At 72.8% G+C, this 18067-nt stretch carries 13 protein-coding genes; 3 read left to right on the top strand and 10 right to left on the bottom strand.

The window, feature by feature from the left end:
• Window positions 1–3 precede the first annotated feature (3 nt).
• From AC54T2_RS08660 to AC54T2_RS08650, 3 genes are read right to left on the bottom strand one after another with little or no spacing between them, the layout of a single operon-like run.
• Window positions 4–1269 carry a DUF6986 family protein gene (locus AC54T2_RS08660; RefSeq protein WP_186342372.1) on the bottom strand — a complete coding sequence of 422 codons (1266 nt, stop codon included), beginning with the start codon at window positions 1267–1269 and terminating at the stop codon, window positions 4–6.
• 20 nt (window positions 1270–1289) lie between these two features.
• The gene (locus AC54T2_RS08655; RefSeq protein ID WP_186342373.1) at window positions 1290–1607 is read right to left on the bottom strand and encodes a hypothetical protein; all 318 of its coding nucleotides are present in this window, start codon (window positions 1605–1607) and stop codon (window positions 1290–1292) included.
• 11 nt (window positions 1608–1618) lie between these two features.
• Window positions 1619–3331 carry a sodium:solute symporter family protein gene (locus tag AC54T2_RS08650; RefSeq protein ID WP_186342374.1) on the bottom strand — a complete coding sequence of 571 codons (1713 nt, stop codon included), beginning with the start codon at window positions 3329–3331 and terminating at the stop codon, window positions 1619–1621.
• A gap of 150 nt (window positions 3332–3481) precedes the next feature.
• Between AC54T2_RS08650 and AC54T2_RS08645 the strand changes: the two genes are divergently transcribed.
• Window positions 3482–3880, top strand: a complete 399-nt coding sequence (locus tag AC54T2_RS08645) for a hypothetical protein (RefSeq protein ID WP_186342375.1) — start codon at window positions 3482–3484, stop codon at window positions 3878–3880.
• Between the two features lie 69 nt (window positions 3881–3949).
• On the opposite strand, the gene guaA is transcribed toward AC54T2_RS08645, so the two are convergent.
• From guaA to AC54T2_RS08630, 3 genes are all read right to left on the bottom strand, one after another.
• A complete protein-coding gene (gene guaA, locus AC54T2_RS08640) occupies window positions 3950–5527 on the bottom strand; it encodes a glutamine-hydrolyzing GMP synthase (protein ID WP_489975861.1) in 1578 nt (525 codons plus the stop codon).
• A 328-nt stretch (window positions 5528–5855) separates the two neighbouring features.
• Window positions 5856–7574: a GMC oxidoreductase gene (locus AC54T2_RS08635; protein ID WP_496665969.1), complete on the bottom strand. Its 1719-nt coding sequence runs from the start codon at window positions 7572–7574 to the stop codon at window positions 5856–5858.
• Window positions 7571–9187, bottom strand: coding sequence for a succinic semialdehyde dehydrogenase (locus AC54T2_RS08630; protein ID WP_186342378.1), 1617 nt, complete (start codon window positions 9185–9187; stop codon window positions 7571–7573). Before AC54T2_RS08630 ends, AC54T2_RS08635 begins: the two co-directional genes overlap by 4 nt.
• A 117-nt stretch (window positions 9188–9304) precedes the next feature.
• On the opposite strand from AC54T2_RS08630, the gene AC54T2_RS08625 reads away from it, so the two are divergent.
• Window positions 9305–9838 (top strand): hypothetical protein, encoded by a 534-nt coding sequence (locus AC54T2_RS08625; protein WP_186342379.1) that lies wholly within the window; start codon window positions 9305–9307, stop codon window positions 9836–9838.
• Window positions 9839–9860: 22 nt separating this feature from the next.
• Here AC54T2_RS08625 and AC54T2_RS08620 read toward each other — a convergent pair whose 3' ends face one another.
• The 4 genes from AC54T2_RS08620 to guaB form a co-directional block, all read right to left on the bottom strand.
• Window positions 9861–11585: a glycerol-3-phosphate dehydrogenase/oxidase gene (locus AC54T2_RS08620; RefSeq protein ID WP_186342380.1), complete on the bottom strand. Its 1725-nt coding sequence runs from the start codon at window positions 11583–11585 to the stop codon at window positions 9861–9863.
• Between the two features lie 31 nt (window positions 11586–11616).
• Complete coding sequence (locus AC54T2_RS08615) at window positions 11617–12726, bottom strand: GuaB3 family IMP dehydrogenase-related protein (RefSeq protein WP_186342381.1); 1110 nt, start codon at window positions 12724–12726, stop codon at window positions 11617–11619.
• A 91-nt stretch (window positions 12727–12817) separates the two neighbouring features.
• Window positions 12818–14818 carry a pre-peptidase C-terminal domain-containing protein gene (locus tag AC54T2_RS08610; protein ID WP_496665968.1) on the bottom strand — a complete coding sequence of 667 codons (2001 nt, stop codon included), beginning with the start codon at window positions 14816–14818 and terminating at the stop codon, window positions 12818–12820.
• A gap of 138 nt (window positions 14819–14956) precedes the next feature.
• A complete protein-coding gene (gene guaB, locus AC54T2_RS08605; protein WP_186342383.1) occupies window positions 14957–16459 on the bottom strand; it encodes an IMP dehydrogenase in 1503 nt (500 codons plus the stop codon).
• A gap of 46 nt (window positions 16460–16505) precedes the next feature.
• Between guaB and AC54T2_RS08600 the strand changes: the two genes are divergently transcribed.
• Window positions 16506–18053: a hypothetical protein gene (locus AC54T2_RS08600; protein WP_186342384.1), complete on the top strand. Its 1548-nt coding sequence runs from the start codon at window positions 16506–16508 to the stop codon at window positions 18051–18053.
• Window positions 18054–18067: the final 14 nt, after the last annotated feature.

Genomic DNA, 18067 nt, shown 5'->3' with positions numbered 1-18067 from the left:
CCGTCACGCGCGGCCCTCCACGGCACGGTGCGCCAGCCCCGCGAGCCGGTCGGCGGCCAGGCCGGTGCCCGCGCCCACCTCCTCGGCCGACAGCGCGCCGCAGTCGACTCCGCGCAGCAGGAAGTCGGCGAGGGCGCGGGCGGTGGCCGGCTCGTCCAGGACCCCGGAGTCGCGGCGCTCGACGTAGCTGCGCAGCCTGCTCGCCGCGGCGGCCAGGCCGTCGCGGTAGAACCCGAACGTCGCCGCGAACCGCGTCGGCAGCTGGGCCGGGTGGAGGTCCCACCCCTGGTAGTAGCCGCGCGCCAGCGAGCGGCGCACGAGCCGCAGGTGGGTGGCCCAGGCGGCGGCGACCTCGTCCGGCCCACCGACCGGCAGCACGTTGGTGGAGCCGTCGGAGAGGCGTACGCCGGTGCCGGCCGCCGCGGCCTGCATCACCGCCTTGGCGTGGTCGGCCACCGGGTGCTCCAGGCTCTGGTGGGCCGCCGCGATGCCGCACGCCGCGGAGTAGTCGTAGGTGCCGTAGTGCAGCCCGGTGCAGCGCCCCGCCGAGGCGTGCACCATCCGCGCCACCAGCGCGCCACCGTCGGGCCCCAGGATCGACTGCGGCGTCTCCACCTGGATCTCGAAGCGCAGCGCCCCGTCGGCCAGGCCGAGGCCCGACTCGAGCCGGCCGGCAGCGTGCACGAGCGCCTCCACCTGCTCGACCGCGGTCACCTTGGGGAGCGTGACGACGAACGTGTCGGGCAGCGGGCCGTCCTCGACGAGGCGGGACACGAACAGCGCGAGCGTGCGCACCCCGCGGCTGCGGGTGGGGGCCTCGAAGCCCTTGAACCTGATGCCGGAGAACGGCGCGGCGGAGCCCGTGTCGAGCGCCGCGCGCAGCTCGTCGGCCGCGCGGCGGACGTCGGCGTCCTCCTCGGCGTCGGGGCGGGTGCCGTAGCCGTCCTCGAGGTCGATCCGGAGGTCCTCGACGGGCTCGCGGGCGAGCTTGTCGCGCACCCGCGCCACCAGGTCGGCGTCGCCGTCGACGAGGGCCAGCAACCGGTCCTCGTGGGCGTCGACCGCGCGCAGCGACGCGGCGCCGTGCTCGGCGACCAGACCGGCGTGGAAGCGGTCGGCCGGCACGTAGACGGTGTGCACCGGCTGGCGTCCCGCGCGCTCGCCCGGGTAGTGCCTCGCCAGCGCGGCGTCGGCGTCCGCGAGCCGCGCGTCGAGCTCGCTCGTGAGCCCTCCCACGAGGCGGTCGAGTCCGGGCGCCAGGCTCTCCATGCGCCGACCCTAGACCCGCGTCAGTGCGCTGGGGGGCGCTTCCGCTGTGGCGCCGGGCGGGTCGGATCGTCGTCCGGCCGGTCGACGTCGGCCGGCACGACGATGGGCCGCAGACGCGCCCACGCCAGGAAGCCCAGTCCCACCGCCAGCAGGGCGAGGCCCGTCCAGAGGTTGGCGTTGATCCCGCCGGTCTTCTCCGGCTCGTGCTCGCCGAGCAGTCCGGCGAGCGCGAGGATCACGCCGTACAGCGCCAGCAGGGCGCCGATGATGTTGCGGATGTCGAAGAGGCCGGCCTTCTTCTTGGGCTTGCCGTCGGTCTCGGACGTCGTGGTGGACATGGCGCTCCCTCTCAGAAGACGAAGTTGAGGACGATGACCATCGCGAGCGCGATGCCGGCGAGCGGTGCGGTGCGGCGGTACCACGGGTACGACGCCTCGAGCGGGTCGGTGCGGTCCTCGCGAGGCGTCTCGGAGTAGACCAGCCCCCGGAGCTCCTCGGCCGGCTTGGGCCTGGTCACCAGCGACACCACGATGCTGAGCACGATGTCGACGACGAAGGCGACCGACGCGGCGAGGAACGCCACGCCCTGGCCCGACAGCTCGAAGACCCCGGCCGCCGCGGTGCGGTCGACCGCGATGGCCGACAGCGTTCCGGCCACCAGGCCCACCCAGCCGGCGGTCGGGGTCATCCGCTTCCAGAACATGCCGAGGATGAACGTCGCGAAGAGCGGGGCGTTGAAGAACCCGAACAGCGTCTGGAGGTAGTTCATGACGTTGTCGTAGCCGAGCGCGATCTGGGCGGTGAAGATCGCGATGACCGTCGCGCCGACGGTGGCCAGCCGGCCGATCCGCAGGTAGTAGTCGTCGCTGTGGTCCTTGCGGATGTAGCGCTGCCACAGGTCGTAGGAGAAGACGGTGTTGAACGCCGAGATGTTGGCCGCCATGCCGGCCATGAACGCCGCGAGCAGGCCGGCGATCGCCAGGCCCAGCAGGCCGTTGGGGAGGACGTCGCGCATCAGGAGCAGGAGCGCGTCGTTGTAGGCCACCCCCTCGCCCGACGCCCCGCCCGCGGGACTGCCGCCGTCCTTGAGCTCGATCATCTCCGCGACCAGGACGGCCGAGACCATGCCCGGCACGATGACGATGAACGGCACGAACATCTTGGGGAAGGCGCCGATGATCGGGGTCTTGCGGGCCGCCGAGATGGAGTCGGAGGCCATCGCGCGCTGCACCTCGACGAAGTTGGTCGTCCAGTAGCCGAAGGACAGCACGAAGCCCAGCCCGAACACGATGCCGATGACCGACAGGAGCGGGGAGTCGAAGCCGGAGAGCGCCTGGCCCGGCCAGGCGTTGAGCTGCTCCGACGCAGGTGGCGCCTCGGACGCCGACGACGCCCCCGCCGCGGCGGCGGTGATCTTCTCGGTGAGGCCGTCCCAGCCGCCGACCCGGTGCAGGCCGATGAGCGTGAGCGGGGTCAGCGAGGCGACGATCACGAAGAACTGGAGCACCTCGTTGTAGATCGCCGCGCTCAGCCCGCCCAGGGTGATGTAGGACAGCACGACCGCGCCGGCCACGATCAGCGAGACCCAGATCGGCCAGCCGAGCAGGGCGCGCACGATGCCGGCCAGGAGCGCGAGGTTGACGCCCGCGATCAGCAGCTGGGCCACCGCGAAGCTGATCGCGTTGACCAGGTGGGCGCCGGTCCCGAACCGGCGGAACATGAACTCCGGCACCGAGCGGACCTTGGAGCCGTAGTAGAACGGCATCATCACGACGCCGAGGAAGAGCATCGCCGGGACGGCGCCGACCCAGAAGTAGTGGAACGTCGGCAGGCCGAGCTCCGCGCCGTTGGCCGACATGCCCATGATCTCGACGGCGCCGAGGTTGGCCGAGATGAACGCCAGGCCCGTCACCCACGCCGGCAGCGAGCGTCCCGACAGGAAGAAGTCGATCGAGTCCGACACCGAGCGCCGTGCCATCACACCGATGCCGAGGACGAAGCCGAAGTAGATCGCGACCAGCAGGTAGTCGAGCCAGTTGGCGTCGATCAGGGTGTCGGACACGTGGTGCCTCCCGAGAGTCGGCGGTGATCCAGTGGGGCCCTCAGCAACCTAGACCTCCCGCCACGCCTCGCGCGACCACCCCGTGGAAGGTCCTGGCGGTGCAGCGCGCGGCCCATGCCGCGGCCCCTGGACCTCTGACAAGGTGGCGGGGTGGACCGCCAGCCCGTCTCCCCACCCGTCCCCCGGCCCGTCTCCCAGCACGTCTCGGCGCCCGTCATCGCGGCGCTCGTCGTGCTCGGCGTGGGGCTCGCCGCCGTTCCGGCGTTCGCCGCCGGATTCACGGTCTGCGGGGTGTCGGGCTGCTCCGGGGGAGGGTTCGGCCGCTCCACCGACCCCGACCTGACCCGGCTGCTGCTGCTCGCGACCGGGGTGGTCGCCGCCCTGCCGCTCGCCGGCTACGCGCTCGTGCGCCGCAGCGGCCGGCTGGCGGCGTACGCCCTCGGAGTCGCCGTGCTCGCGACGCTCCTCGCCGGCGTCGTCGTCGGCTCCGACCTCCGCGGCTGCCCGCGCAACGTGTCGCACGAGACCTGCCTCGAGGAGTCGCGCTGACGAGGGAGGATCCGAGCCGCCATGTGACCCGGAACCTCCACGGTCACCGTCGTGCGGGAGGCGCGGGGCTCACTCCCACTCGATGGTGCCCGGCGGCTTGGACGTGATGTCGAGGGTGACCCGGTTGATCTCGGCGACCTCGTTGGTGATGCGGGTGGAGATGCGCTCCATCACCTCGTAGGGCAGGCGCGCCCAGTCGGCCGTCATCGCGTCCTCGGAGGTGACCGGGCGGATCACCACGGGGTGGCCGTAGGTGCGGCCGTCGCCCTGGACGCCGACCGAGCGGACGTCGGCGAGCAGGACCACCGGCATCTGCCAGATGTCGCGGTCCATCCCGGCGCGGGTCAGCTCCTGGCGCGCGATGGCGTCGGCGCGACGCAGGATGTCGAGGCGCTCGGCGGTCACCTCGCCGATGATGCGGATGCCGAGGCCGGGGCCCGGGAAGGGCTGGCGCCAGACCATCTCGGCCGGCAGGCCGAGCTGCTCGCCGACGAGGCGCACCTCGTCCTTGAAGAGGGTGCGCAGCGGCTCGACGAGCTCGAACTCGAGGTCCTCGGGCAGCCCGCCGACGTTGTGGTGCGACTTGATGTTGGAGGTGCCGGCGCCACCGCCCGACTCGACGACGTCGGGGTAGAGGGTGCCCTGCACGAGGAAGCCGACCTTGGCGCCGGACTCGGCCGCCTCTCCCAGCACCTCGACCTCGGCGGCCTCGAACGCGCGGATGAACTCGCGGCCGATGATCTTGCGCTTCTCCTCCGGGTCGGTGACCCCGGCGAGGGCGGCGAGGAAGGTCTCGCGCGCGTCGTAGACGTGGAGGTTGACGCCGGTGGCGGCGACGAAGTCACGCTCGACCTGCTCGGCCTCGCCCTCGCGGAGGAGGCCGTGGTCGACGAAGACGCAGTGCAGCCGGTCGCCGATCGCGCGCTGCACGATCGCGGCCGCGACGGCGGAGTCGACGCCGCCGGACAGGCCGCAGATCGCCACCCCGGTCTCGCCGATCTGCTCACGCACCCGCTCGATCTGCTCCTCGGCGATGTTGAGCATCGTCCAGGTCTGGCGGGCGCCGGCGATGTGGTGCAGGAAGTGCTCGAGCACCTTCTGGCCGTGCTCGGAGTGCAGCACCTCGGGGTGCCACTGCACGCCGGCGAGGCCGCGCCCGACGTCCTCGAAGGCGGCGACCGGGGTGTCGGCGGTCGAGGCCAGCACGGTGAACCCCTCGGGCGCCTGGGCGACGGAGTCGCCGTGCGACATCCAGACCCGGTGCTCGGCGGGGATGCCCTCGAGGAGGGTGCCGGGCTCGCTGACCGTGACGGGCGTACGTCCGTACTCGCGGGCGCCCGTGTGGGCGACCTCGCCGCCCAGGCCCTTGGCCATCAGCTGGAAGCCGTAGCACATGCCGAAGACCGGGACGCCGGCCGTGAAGACGTCGTCGTCGATGCCGGGGGCGCCGTCGGAGTAGACGCTCGCCGGGCCGCCGGACAGGATGATCGCCGTGGGCTTGCGCGCCAGCATCTCGGCGACCGGCATCGTGTGGGGCACGATCTCGGAGTAGACCCGCGCCTCGCGCACCCGCCGCGCGATGAGCTGGGCGTACTGCGCCCCGAAGTCGACGACGAGGACCAGGTCGTGCTCTCCAGGCTGCGTCACGCGTGGAGTCTATCGGCGCGCCGTGGGCCCGGGGCGGCCCGGGGCGGCGTCCTGGGACGGACCTTGGAGGCCCAGTCCGACACCTGGAGGCGGTTGCAACGGCCTCCAGGTGTCGGAGTCCCCACTCGAGCGGGGACTCCGACGGCCCCGACGAGGCGTCGCTCCAGGGCCCGATCGAAGAGGGAGGGTGATCGGGCCCTGGAGCTTTGGTCCCAGCCACTGCGGACAGCGCCGAGATCCGGGAGCCCGACCCCTTGGGAGGGAGGGAGCGTGCAGCCGGACTCCGTACCCCGCCCAACGACGCCCTCGGTGCGGGGTTACGGACCAGTCAGCTGACGCCCACGATGGGCAGGCGCAGGGCGCCGGGGGCGGCCTCGGGGACGACCGGGTTCTTCGGCTCGACGGGGGCGAGCCGGCGGTAGGCCGAGCCGAGGGCGGGCCGCGGGTCGGCCTCGCCCTTGTTGGGCCAGAACGCCATCGCGCGCTCGGCCTGGGCGGTGATCGTCAGCGACGGGTTGACGCCCAGGTTGGCCGAGATGGCCGACCCGTCGACGACGTGCAGGCCCTCGTGGCCGTAGAGCCGCTGCCACGGGTCGACCACCCCGTTCTGGGGGGTGTCGCCGATGGTGCAGCCGCCGATGAAGTGGGCGGTCATCGGGCGGTCGAACGGCTCGCCGATGGTGCCGCCGGGCGTGCCGCCGATGAGGTCGGCGATGCGGCGCACGGCCTCGTGACCCACCGGGATGTAGGTGGGGTTGGGAGCACCGTGGCCCTGCCTGCTGGTCATCCGCCACCCCCACCGACCGCGGACGCCTACGGTGGTGATCGAGTTGTCGAGCGACTGCATCACCAGCGCGATGACCGCGCGCTCCGACCAGTGCTTGAAGTCGTAGAACCGGCGGGCGTGGCGGCGTTGGGTCCACAGCTCACGCAGCCAGGTGCGCACCCTCGGCGTGCCCGGCACGTCCTCGGCCAGCACGGTCTGCAGCAGCGCCATCGCGTTGGAGCCGCGGCCGTAGCGCACCGGCTCGATGTGGGTCACCTCGTCGGGGTGGAACGACGAGGTGATCGCCACCCCGCGGGTGTAGTCGACGGAGCGGTCGCTCGCCACGGCGCCGAGGATCGCCTCGGAGTTGGTGCGCGTCAGCATGCCGAGCCGGTCGCTGATGCCGGGCAGGTGCCCCTCGCCCTTGAGCCGGTGCAGCAGCTTCTGGGTGCCGAGCGACGCCGCGGAGAACACCACCTGGTCGGCGGTGAAGGTGCGGGTGGCGGTGCGTCGCGACAGCTTGGCCTTGGTCCACCGCGCGGTGACCTCGTAGCCGCCGCCGTCGCGGGGGCGTACGCGCGTCACGGTGGTCAGCGGGTGGACGACGGCGCCCGCCTGCTCGGCGAGGTGGAGGTAGTTCTTGACCAGGGTGTTCTTGGCGTTGTGGCGGCACCCGGTCATGCACTCGCCGCAGTTGAGGCAGGCGTTGCGGGCCGGCCCGGCTCCGCCGAAGAACGGGTCGGCGACCTCCTCGCCGGGCGCGGCGTCGGGGCCGCCGAAGAACACCCCGACCGGGGTCCGGCGGAAGGTGTGGCCGACGCCCATGTCGTCGGCGACCTGCTTCATCACCGCGTCCGATGGCGTGTGGAGGGGGTTGTCCACCACGCCCAGCATCCGCTTGGCCTGGTCGTAGTAGGGCGCGAGCTCGCTGCGCCAGTCGGCGATCCGCGCCCACGACGGGTCGGTGTAGAACGCGTCGAGCGGCTCGTAGAGCGTGTTGGCGTAGACGAGCGACCCGCCGCCCACGCCGGCCCCGGCCAGGATCAGGCAGTCCCTGACCATGTCGATGCGCTGGATGCCGTACATCCCCGCGGCGGGGGCGAACAGCCACCGCCTGGCGTCGAAGGACGTGGCCGGGAAGTCGTCGTCGGCGAAGCGGGCGCCCGCCTCCAGCACACCGACCCGGTAGCCCTTCTCGGTCAGCCGCAGCGCCGTCACCGACCCCCCGAAGCCGGACCCGACGACGACGACGTCGTAGTGGGTGACCGGGGCGGTGCTCATGCGCGGCCGAGCTTGTTGAGCAGGCGCAGCGCGACCGTCATCACCTTGGCGTTGGTCTCCTCCGACATGCCGAGCACCGGCGCGATCGGCACCAGCCGCTGGGTCCCGACCGACTGCGCCTCTGTGTAGCGGTGGATGCCCTCGGCGCCCTGGCGACGCCCGAGGCCCGACTCGCGCATGCCGCCCATCGGCGCCCCGAGCGAGCCGAACGTCGCGCCGTAGGCCTCGTTGACGTTGACCGTGCCGCAGGCGATGCGACGCGCGATCGCCCGCCCGCGGGCGGCGTCGCGGGTCCACACCGAGGCGTTGAGGCCGTAGGTGCCGTCGTTGGCGCGCTCCACGGCCTCGTCCTCGCCGTGGAAGCGGTAGAGCGAGACGACCGGGCCGAAGGTCTCCTTGCCGAAGCAGGTCATGTCGGCCGTGACGCCCTCGAGGATGGTGGGCTCGAAGACGAACGGGCCCAGGTCGGGACGGTGCCGGCCGCCGGTGAGCACGCGGGCGCCCTTGGCGACGGCGTCCTCGACGTGGGCGGTCACGGTGTCGAGCTGGGCCTGGGAGATCAGCGAGCCGATGTCGACCGACCAGTCCTGGCTGGCGCCGAGGGTCATCGCCTCGGTGCGCCCGACGAACGCGTCGACGAAGCGGTCGTAGACCTGGTCGGCGACGAAGAGCCGCTCCATCGACACGCACAGCTGGCCGGCGTTGGAGAAGACCGCGCGGGTGGCGCCCTCCGCGGCGCGGTGCACGTCGGCGTCACGGAGCACGAGCATCGGGTTCTTGCCGCCGAGCTCGAGCGAGCAGCCGATGAGCCGCTCGGCGCACCCCTGGGCGATGATCCGCCCGGTGGCCGTGGAGCCGGTGAAGCAGACGTAGTCGGCGTGGGCGACGATCGCGCCGCCGACCTCCGCCCCGGGACCGGCGACGACCTGCCAGGTCTCCGGAGGGAACCCGGCCTCCTCGAGCAGCTGGGCGGCGAGGAGGGCGGTCAGCACGGTCTGCGCGTCGGGCTTGGACACCACGGCGTTGCCGGCGAGCAGGGCCGGGATGCCGTCGCACAGCGCCATGGTGAGGGGGTAGTTCCACGGCGAGATGATGCCGACGACGCCCTTGGGCACCCGGTTGACCTCGGCGCGGGTCAGCAGCGGGAACATGCCGCCCACGCGCCGGGTGTCGAGGTGCTGGTGGGCGGTGCGGGCGTAGTAGCGCGCGGTCAGCGCGAGGTGCGCGACCTCGAGGTAGGCGTCCTTGCGGGCCTTGCCCGACTCCCACACGACGAGGTCGATGAGCTCCTCCTGCCGGTCGAGCAGCAGGTCGTGCAGCCGCAGCAGCGCCGCGGCCCGCTCGTCGATGGACGTGGCCGCCCAGGACACCTGCGCCCGGCGCGCCCGGGTGAAGGCCTCGGCCACGTCGGCCGGGCTCGACCGGGGCACGTGCGCCAGGGGGGTGCCGCCGATCGGGGACACCACGGCGGCCGTCTCGCCGGTCGTGCTGACCAGGCGCCGGGTCAGGCTGGCGACGTAGGAGCGGTCGAGGGCGTAGGTGGCGGTGGCGTCGTGCTCGGGGTCCGCCGGGCCATCGGTGACGGGACCACTGGCGGGCGTCTGCTCGGTCATCCCCGAAGCGTAGATCGCTCGCGAAGCGCCCGCTACCGGTCGGTCACTTCGCCCGGGACGCGACCGACCGACCCCACGTGCGCGCAGCGCGTCCGCTCCGCCCCTAGGCTTCGCCGCATGTCGACGCCACTCCCCGATCCCGCATCCTTCGCCCGCTCGACCCGCGTCCTCGCGGCGACCCTCATGGGCGGGCTCGTCGTGGTCGGCGTCGTGCTGGCGGTGGTCCTTCCCGCGCCCGTGTGGGGCGGGGAGGCGCTCGTCGTGCTCGCCGTGCAGGTGGTGGCGGGCGTCGCCGCGCACCTGGTGCTCGAGACCATCGGCTACCGCACGCCGGCGCTGTCCACCGATCTCACCGACGCGGACGCGGCCGCCCGGGCCCGCACCCGGTGGCAGTCGTCGATGATCCTGCGGTTCGCGATCAGCGAGTCGATCGCGATCGTCTCGATCGCCGCCGCGTTCGTGCTGGCCGACGGCAGCATCCTCACCTACCTCGGCGGTGCGGCAGTGTCGCTGGCGCTGATGCTCGTGCACGTGTGGCCGAGTGCCCGGCCGGTCGGCAAGGTCGCCGAGGCCCTCGAGGCGGACGGCCGACGCTCGGGCCTGCGGGAGAGCTTCGGCCTGTCGTCATCCGGCGCGATCCAGCGGCTCTGACCCCGGGCGGTCCCCGCTCGGGTCACACGATGTCGCGCGCCTTGACCCGCGCCTCGTCGGCCTCCTGGTCGGTCGGCATGAGCTGGCTCTGCCGCTCCGCCTCGACGCGCCGCAGGTAGTGGTCGACCTCGTCGTCGAGCTGGGCCCGGTCCCAGCCGAGCGCCTCGGCCATCAGCTCCGCGGCCGGCCGGGCGGCCGCGATCCCGCGGTCGAACGTCTCGATCGACACGCGCGTACGCCGCGCCAGCACGTCGTCGAGGTGGCGTGCGCCCTCGTGGGTCACGGCGTAGAGCACCTCGGCGCGCAGGTAGTGCTCGGCCCCCGGCAGCGGCTCGCCCAGCTCGGGCCGCTCGTGGATGAGCGCGAGCAGCTCGTCGACGAGGCCGCCGTAGCGGCCGAGCAGGTGGTCGACGACCCCGACGGCCAGGCCCGACGCCCGGCTCAGCGCCACGCGCTGGTTGGTGCGCGCCGCGTGGCCCCAGGCCCCCATCAGCGGCACCCGGTCGGTGATCGAGGCGGGCGTGGCGTCGAAGTCGCGGATCGCGTGGTCGACGGCGTCACGCGCCATCACCCGGTAGGTGGTGAGCTTGCCGCCCGCGACGAGCACGAGGCCGGGCACCGGGTTGGCGACCGTGTGCTCGCGGGAGAGCTTGGTGGTCTCCCCCATCTCGCCGTCCTTGCGCATCGGCTTGAGCAGTGGCCGCAGCCCGGCGTAGACGCCGACGACGTCGCGATGGTCGAGGGGGTCCTTGAGGAGCCGGTTGGCGTGCTCGAGCAGGTAGTCGATGTCGCTCTTGCTCGCGGCGGGGTGGGCCAGGTCGAGGTCCCACGCGGTGTCGGTGGTGCCGATGATCCAGAACTGGTCCCACGGGATGATGAAGAGCACCGACTTCTCGGTCTTGGTGATGAAGCCGCACTCGGACCGGATGCGGTCCTTGGGCACGACCACGTGGATGCCCTTGCTGGCGTCGACGTCGAGCTGCGCCCGGCCGCCGAGCAGCTCCTGCACCTCGTCGGTCCACACGCCGGCGGCGTTGATCACCACCCGGGCCCGGATCTCGAGGTCGCGCTGGCCCTCGAGGTCGCGGGCGCGCACGCCGACCACGCGGGCGTCGTCGCCCTCCCCGTCGCGCAGGAAGCCGGTCACCTTGGTGCGCGTCGCCACGTGGGCGCCGTTGTTGGCGGCGGTCCGGGCGATGGTCATCACCAGCCGCGCGTCGTCGACCTGGCAGTCGTAGTAGCGGATCGCGCCGTGCAGGTCGTCGGTGCGCACGTCGGGCGCCATCCGCGCCAGCTGCCTGCGGAAGACGTGCTTGTGCCGGGGCACGCCCATGTCGTACCGGCCGGCCATCGCCATGGCGTCGTAGAGCGCCACGCCGGCCCCGACGTAGGGCCGCTCCCAGGCGTGCTCGAGGGGGTAGAGGAACGGCACCGGCCGCACGAGGTGGGGCGCGAGCCGGGTGAGCAGGAGCCCGCGCTCCTCGAGCGCCTCCTTGACCAGCGCGAAGTCGAACATCTCCAGGTAGCGCAGCCCGCCGTGCACCAGCTTGGAGGAGCGTGACGAGGTGCCGGAGGCGAGGTCGCGCTGCTCGACCAGGCCGACCTTGAGCCCGCGGGTCACCGCGTCGAGGGCCGCTCCGACGCCGACGATCCCGCCGCCCACGACGAGCACGTCGAGCTCACCCGACCCGAGCTGGTCGAGCGCGTCGGCACGCTGGTCGGCGTCGAGGGCCTTGGCGAGCGGCATGGTGCCAGTGTCGCAGGCGCCACCGAACGGGTCAGTGCTGGACGACGACCTCGATGCGCTGGAACTCCTTGAGCTCGGTGTAGCCGGTCGTCGCCATCGCGCGGCGGAGGGCGCCGACGAGGTTCATCGTGCCGTCGGCGACGCGCGAGGGGCCGAACATGATCTCGTGCAGCGACCCGACGGGGTCGAAGCCCACCCGCTCGCCGCGGGGCAGCTGGGCGTGGGTGGCCTCGCTTCCCCAGTGGAAGCCGAGGCCGGGGGCCTCGGTCGCACGGGCCAGCGGCGAGCCGATCATCACGGCGTCGGCGCCGCAGGCGATCGCCTTGGCGATGTCGCCCGAGCTGCCGATGGAGCCGTCGGCGATCACGTGGACGTAGCGACCGCCCGACTCGTCGAGGTAGTCGCGGCGGGCCGCGGCGACGTCGGCGACCGCACTGGCCATCGGCACCGCGACGCCGAGGACGGTGCGGGTGGTGTGGGCGGCCCCGCCGCCGAAGCCGACCAGGACGCCGGCGGCGCCGGTGCGCATGAGGTGCAGCGCGGCCTGGTAGGTCGCGCACCCGCCGACGATCACGGGGACGTCGAGCTCGTAGATGAACTCCTTGAGGTTGAGCGGCTCGGCCTGGCTGCTCACGTGCTCGGCCGAGACGGTGGTGCCGCGGATGACGAACACGTCGACGCCCGCGTCGACGACGGCCTTGACGTGGTCCTTGGTGCGCTGCGGCGACAGCGAGCCCGCGACGGGCACGCCGGCGGCGCGCACCTCCTCGAGCCGGGCGGTGATGAGCTCGGGCTTGATCGGCTCGGTATAGATCTCCTGCATCCGCCGGGTCGCCTCGGGACCATCGAGGGCGGCGACCTCCTCGAGCAGGCCGCTGGGGTCGTCGTAGCGAGTCCACAGGCCCTCGAGGTTGAGCACCCCCAGTCCGCCCATCTGGCCCAGCGCGATGGCGGTGGAGGGCGACATCACCGAGTCCATCGGCGCCGCCAGGACGGGGATCTCGAAGCGGTAGGCGTCGATCTGCCAGGCGGTGCTGACCTCCTCCGGGTCGCGCGTGCGCCGCGAGGGCACGATCGCGATGTCGTCGAAGGAGTAGGCGCGGCGTCCGCGCTTGGCTCGGCCGATCTCGATCTCGCTCACCGGGCCAGCCTATCGGCGCCCGCGCCCCGTGCGTACGACGGCGCGGCCGCCCCGGTGGGGACGACCGCGCCGCCGATCGGTGCGCTGCGGGTCAGCGGCCCGCGTAGGCCCAGGAGGTCACGTTCTCGGTGTCCTCGAGGCCGGTGAAGCCCTCGACCGGCGAGTAGGTGTCGGTCTGGAACTGGATGTTCTCGTCGTCGGCCGTGCCGCCCACGTTGTCCGGGCCGACCCCGTAGAGGTTCTGCCCGAAGTTGGCACCGCCGGAGTCCATCATGTTGTGGATCTCGTTGGCGTTGTCGGTGTGGTAGTTGCCGATGGTGTGGCCGACCTCGTGGGCGGTCACGTTGGCCACCGCGTTGGAGACGAACGTGAACCGGTCGCTGCTGGCGTTGATGTAGGTGTTGAGCGACGACGCGGGTCCGGCCGGGTTGCTCAGCACGTCGAGCAGGACGATGGCCTCGTCCTGGTGCCCGAAGTTGCCCGGGTCGATGTACTGCGCGATGCCGATCGTGTTGATGCCGGTCTCGGCGATCGTGCCGGCGATGTAGATCCGCGAGACGTTGTCCTGCCCGATCAGCTCCTGGTTGTCGCGCGCGTTGAGCACCTGGACGTTGACGGACGGGTTGGTGCCGGCGATCTCGTCCTGCAGGTTGCGGCGGACCTGGTTGACGATGCGGTTCTCCAGGCGGCGCGCGTCGGCGCGCGCGATGCCCCACAGCGGGACGAACGAGGAGAGCGGCGACACCGAGCGCGTGCCGGGGCCGCCCCAGGTGCCGGTGTTGACCCGGCCCGGCGCGAAGTCGAGCAGGACCGTCTGCTGGCGGCCGCGGTCGCCCTGGGTGCCGGGCCGGTAGCCCTCCACCGTCACGTCGTAGGCGCCGGTGCCCCCGCTGACCTGCACGGAGTACCAGCCGGCCTCCTCGGCGACGTAGGCGATGGCGGTGTTGCCGCCACCGATCAGCGGCGAGGTGGGCGGGTAGAGCGACGAGGCGTCGGTGCCCACGCCGCCCACGCGCTCCTCGCCCGAGGGCGTACGCACCTTGAGCCCGGTGGCGGTGCCCTCCGCGCTGGAGCCGATGACGTCGCCGGGGCGCAGCCGCAGGGAGAAGAAGTCGGCGTCGAGCCGACGGCTCGCGATGGTGACGCGGTAGGCGCCGGTGTCGGCACCGCCGGCACCGCTGCCCGAGTCGAACGGGTCGGCCGGGAGCGGGTCGAAGGCGTAGCCGCCGACCATCACGTAGTAGGTGCCGGGCGCCTCGGGCTTGTAGGACACCGAGCTGAGCAGGCCCGTGCCGCCGTCGTCGTCGGCCGCGAGCGGCGTGCCCTCGGCGTCCCAGACGACGAGGATCGTGTCGGTGCCGGTGGCACTGCCCTCGGTGTTGGCCGTCAGCGTCTCGCCGGCCCCGACCTGGACCGAGAAGAAGTCGAAGTCGTTGCTGCCCGAGCCGCTCGAGGCGACGGGGCCGTGGGGGCCGTCACCGAGGACCGAGTCGGTGACCGAGGCGCCGTTGCCGACGATGCCGGTCGACGTGGCGAGCGGGATGGAGCCCTGGTCCTCGGTTGTGGTCACGGTGCGCGTGGTGACCGCCGCCGGTGCGGCGAGCTCGCCCAGGATGCGGACGGCGGGCGTGCGGGCGGCCGCCGTGCCGAAGCCGGGGATCGGCTCGGCGTCGGGGTGCGTGTCGTTGGACCCCGACCGGCCGGCGGGCTCCTCCTCGTCGTGGACGAACGGGGTCAGCACCGCGCGGGCGTTGACGCCTCCGGCCTTGGCGCCGAAGGCCGCGCGGCGGTTGGCGGCCAGCTTGGCGGAGTCGGCCCGCTGCTCGGCGCGCTCGTGCATCACCTTGTTCCAGGCGAAGTAGTTGGCGTCGGTGAGGTCGGGCAGGTTGGCCAGGTAGGGGTTGGGGTTGGTCCGTGCCGCCAGGGCGGCGGCGTCGGAGTCCTTGGGGGCCACCTGGATGCCCAGGTCGAGGGCCTCCTGCTGCGACGGCGTGACGGTGTCGTCACCGGCTGGTGCGGCGACGGACAGGGCTGGGGTGACGACGGCCAGCAGCCCGGCACAGCCGGTCGCGACCAGGATATTTCTGCGCACTGAAGCGCTCCTCCCGAGAGAAATCGGGATCGAGCGCCCAAGGGCGATGGATCGCATCGTCGTCGTGGGGCCCGATCCCCTGACGCGAGTCAACGTATGCCCACGCGACCGCTTTGCGGAAGGGCCGGAAGGGAGTGATCAGGCGCCGGTGTAGTTGGGCGCCTCGACGGTCATCTGCACGCCGTGGGGGTGGCTCTCCTTGAGCGAGGCGGAGGTGATGCGCACGAAGCGCCCCTTCTCCTGCAGCTCGGGGACCGTGCGAGCGCCGACGTAGAACATCGACTGGGTCAGACCGCCGACGAGCTGGTGGGCGACCGCGGCCAGCGGGCCGCGGTAGGCGACCTGGCCCTCGATGCCCTCCGGGACGATCTTGTCGTCGCTGGCGACCTCGGCCTGGAAGTAGCGGTCCTTGGAGTAGGACTTCTTGCCGCGGCTGCTCATCGCGCCGAGCGAGCCCATCCCGCGGTAGGACTTGAACTGCTTGCCGTTGACGAACACGACGTCGCCGGGCGACTCCTCACAGCCCGCCAGCATCGAGCCGACCATGACCGCGTCGGCGCCGGCGACCAGCGCCTTGGCGATCTCACCGGAGTGCCTCATCCCACCGTCGGCGATCAGCGGCACGCCGGCGGGCCTGGTGGCCAGCGACGCCTCGTAGACCGCGGTCACCTGCGGGACGCCGACCCCGGTGACGACGCGGGTGGTGCAGATGGAGCCGGGCCCCACGCCGACCTTGACCGCGTCTGCCCCCGCATCGACGAACGCCTGCGCCCCCTCGCGCGTGGCGACGTTGCCGCCGATGACCTGGACGTGCCTGGTCGCCGGGTCGGACTTGAGCCGGCGGACCATGTCGAGCAGGAGGTGCACGTGCCCGTGGGCGGTGTCGGCGACGAGCACGTCGACGCCGGCCTCGACCAGGGTGGTGGCGCGCTCCCAGGCGTCGCCGAAGTAGCCGATGGCCGCGCCGACGAGCAGCCGGCCGTCGGCGTCGTAGGACGCCTGGGGGAACTGCTCGCCCTTGACGAAGTCCTTGACCGTGATGAGCCCACCGAGGCGGCCGTCAGCGTCGACCAGCGGCAGCCGCTCGCGCTTGTGGGCCCGCAGCAGCGTGGTGGCCTCGTCGCGGGAGATGCCGACGTGGCCGGTGATCAGGCCCTCGCGCGTCATCACCTCGTCGACCTTGGTGGTCGCCCACTCCGCGACCGGGGTGAAGCGCAGGTCGCGGTTGGTGATGATGCCGAGCAGGCGGTTGTCGAGGTCGACCACGGGCAGGCCGGAGACGCGGTACTCGCCGCAGATCCGGTCGAGCTCCTCCAGCGTCGCGTCGGGACCGATCGTGACGGGGTTGGAGATGATGCCGGTCTGGGTGCGCTTGACCAGGTCGACCTGACGGGCCTGGTCGTCGATGGAGAGGTTGCGGTGGAGCACGCCGATGCCGCCCTCGCGGGCCATCGCGATCGCCATCCGCGCCTCGGTGACGGTGTCCATCGCCGCGCTGACCAGAGGCACCCGGATGGAGATCTCGCGGGTGAGCCGCGTGGTGGTGTCGATGTCGCTCGGCGCGAGGTCGGACTCCCCCGGCAGCAGCAGCACGTCGTCGTAGGTGAGGCCGAGCGCAGCGAACTTCTCCGGGATCTCCACACCCTCATTCTACGGCCGTTCGCCACGGCTCTGGGACAGTGTGGGGGTGGGGGTGGACACGTGGCGCTCGGGGCGCATGGTGTGGGTGGCGGCTGCCCTCGCCTTCCTCGCGCGGTTCCCCTCGCTGCTCTGGCCGCTGCGCCCCGACGAGGCCGGCTTCCTGCTCGTCGCGCAGGCCTGGCAGCCCGAGGTCGACTCGGTCTTCGGCCGCTACTTCGTGGACCGGCCGCCGGTGGTCATCGCGCTGATGCGGGCCGTCGACGCCGTCGGCGGGGCGTACGCCCACCGGCTGGTGGCTGCGGTCGGGTGCGCGCTGCTCGTGCTGGCCGCCGCGGCGGCGGCCCGCGAGGTGGCGGTCCGGGCGGGGGTGCTCGACCCTCACGCGGTGCGGCGGGTGACCGGCTGGACGGCGGTGGCGGCGGCCGCGCTCGTCAGCAACGCCGACATCGACCCGGCCGGCGCCAAGGGCGAGCTCTTCGGCATCCCGCTGGTGATGGGCTCGTGCTGGCTCGCGCTGCGGGCCGCGCGCCGCGGGTCGGGCCGCGACGCGTTCCTCGCCGGCCTGCTGGCGATGCTCGCCGTCGGGATGAAGCAGAGCATGGCCGGGGGCCTGGTGTTCGGGGCCACGCTGCTGGTCGGGTCGCTGGTGGCCCAGCGGCTCGACGTGCGCGCCCGGCTGCGGTGCACCGCGTCCGCCCTGGCCGGCGCGGTGGTGCCCGTCGTGGGCGTCGTGGCCTGGGCGGTCGTGGCGGGCGTACGCCTGGACGAGCTCTGGTACACGGTCGTGACGTTCCGATCGGAGGCCAGCGAGGTCCTCGCCGCACAGGACTCCCCCGCGGCGCTGGGCCGGGGCGTGGACGTGCTGCTCGTCTTCGTCGGCACGGGCATGGTGCTCGTGCTGGTGCTGTTCGCCCTGCGCCTGCGCGGCCTGCTGCGACGCGACCCGGTGGTGGTCGTCGCGATCACGGCGACGCTCGTGGCCGACCTGCTCGGAGTCGCGCTGAGCGGGAGCTTCTGGGTGCCCTACCTCTTCGTGCCGATCCCCGGCCTCGCGCTCGCCGTGGCGGCGCTGGCCGCCCACGACCAGGTCGACCGGGTGCCGCGCTGGGCCACGCCGGCGACGGTGGGCGTCCTGGTCGTCTCCAGCGTGGTCGCGCTCCTGCTCTGGACGGGCTCGTGGGTGCGCGGCCGCGTGCCTGTCGAGGTGCGCACGGGCGAGGCGATCGCCGCGGCCGGGAGGCCCGGTGACCGGGTGCTGGTCTACGGCGGCCGGGCCGACATCCAGTGGGCGAGCGGCGCCCCCTCGCCCTACCCGTACCTCTGGTCGCTGCCGATGCGCACGCGCGACCCGGACCTCCAGCAGCTCGAGGAGGTGCTGACCGGGCCCAATCCGCCCACGTGGTTCGTCGAGGCGGCGCACATCGACGCGTGGGCCGATGACGGGACCCGGCCGGTCGAGCGGTCGCTGATCCGCAAGTACGAGTTCGTGGGCACCGCCTGCGACCGCTACCGGGTCTACCACCTCAACACGGTCGATCCGATCCGCCTCGACGTCGACTGCACGACGCCCTTCCGCACGATCCGGGGTCACTGAGCCGGCCCGGCACG

Source organism: Nocardioides sp. Z35_8 (assembly GCF_059621125.1).
The sequence above is the reverse complement of the archived record's forward strand: the minus strand, read 5'-3'. Positions and strand labels throughout refer to the sequence as shown.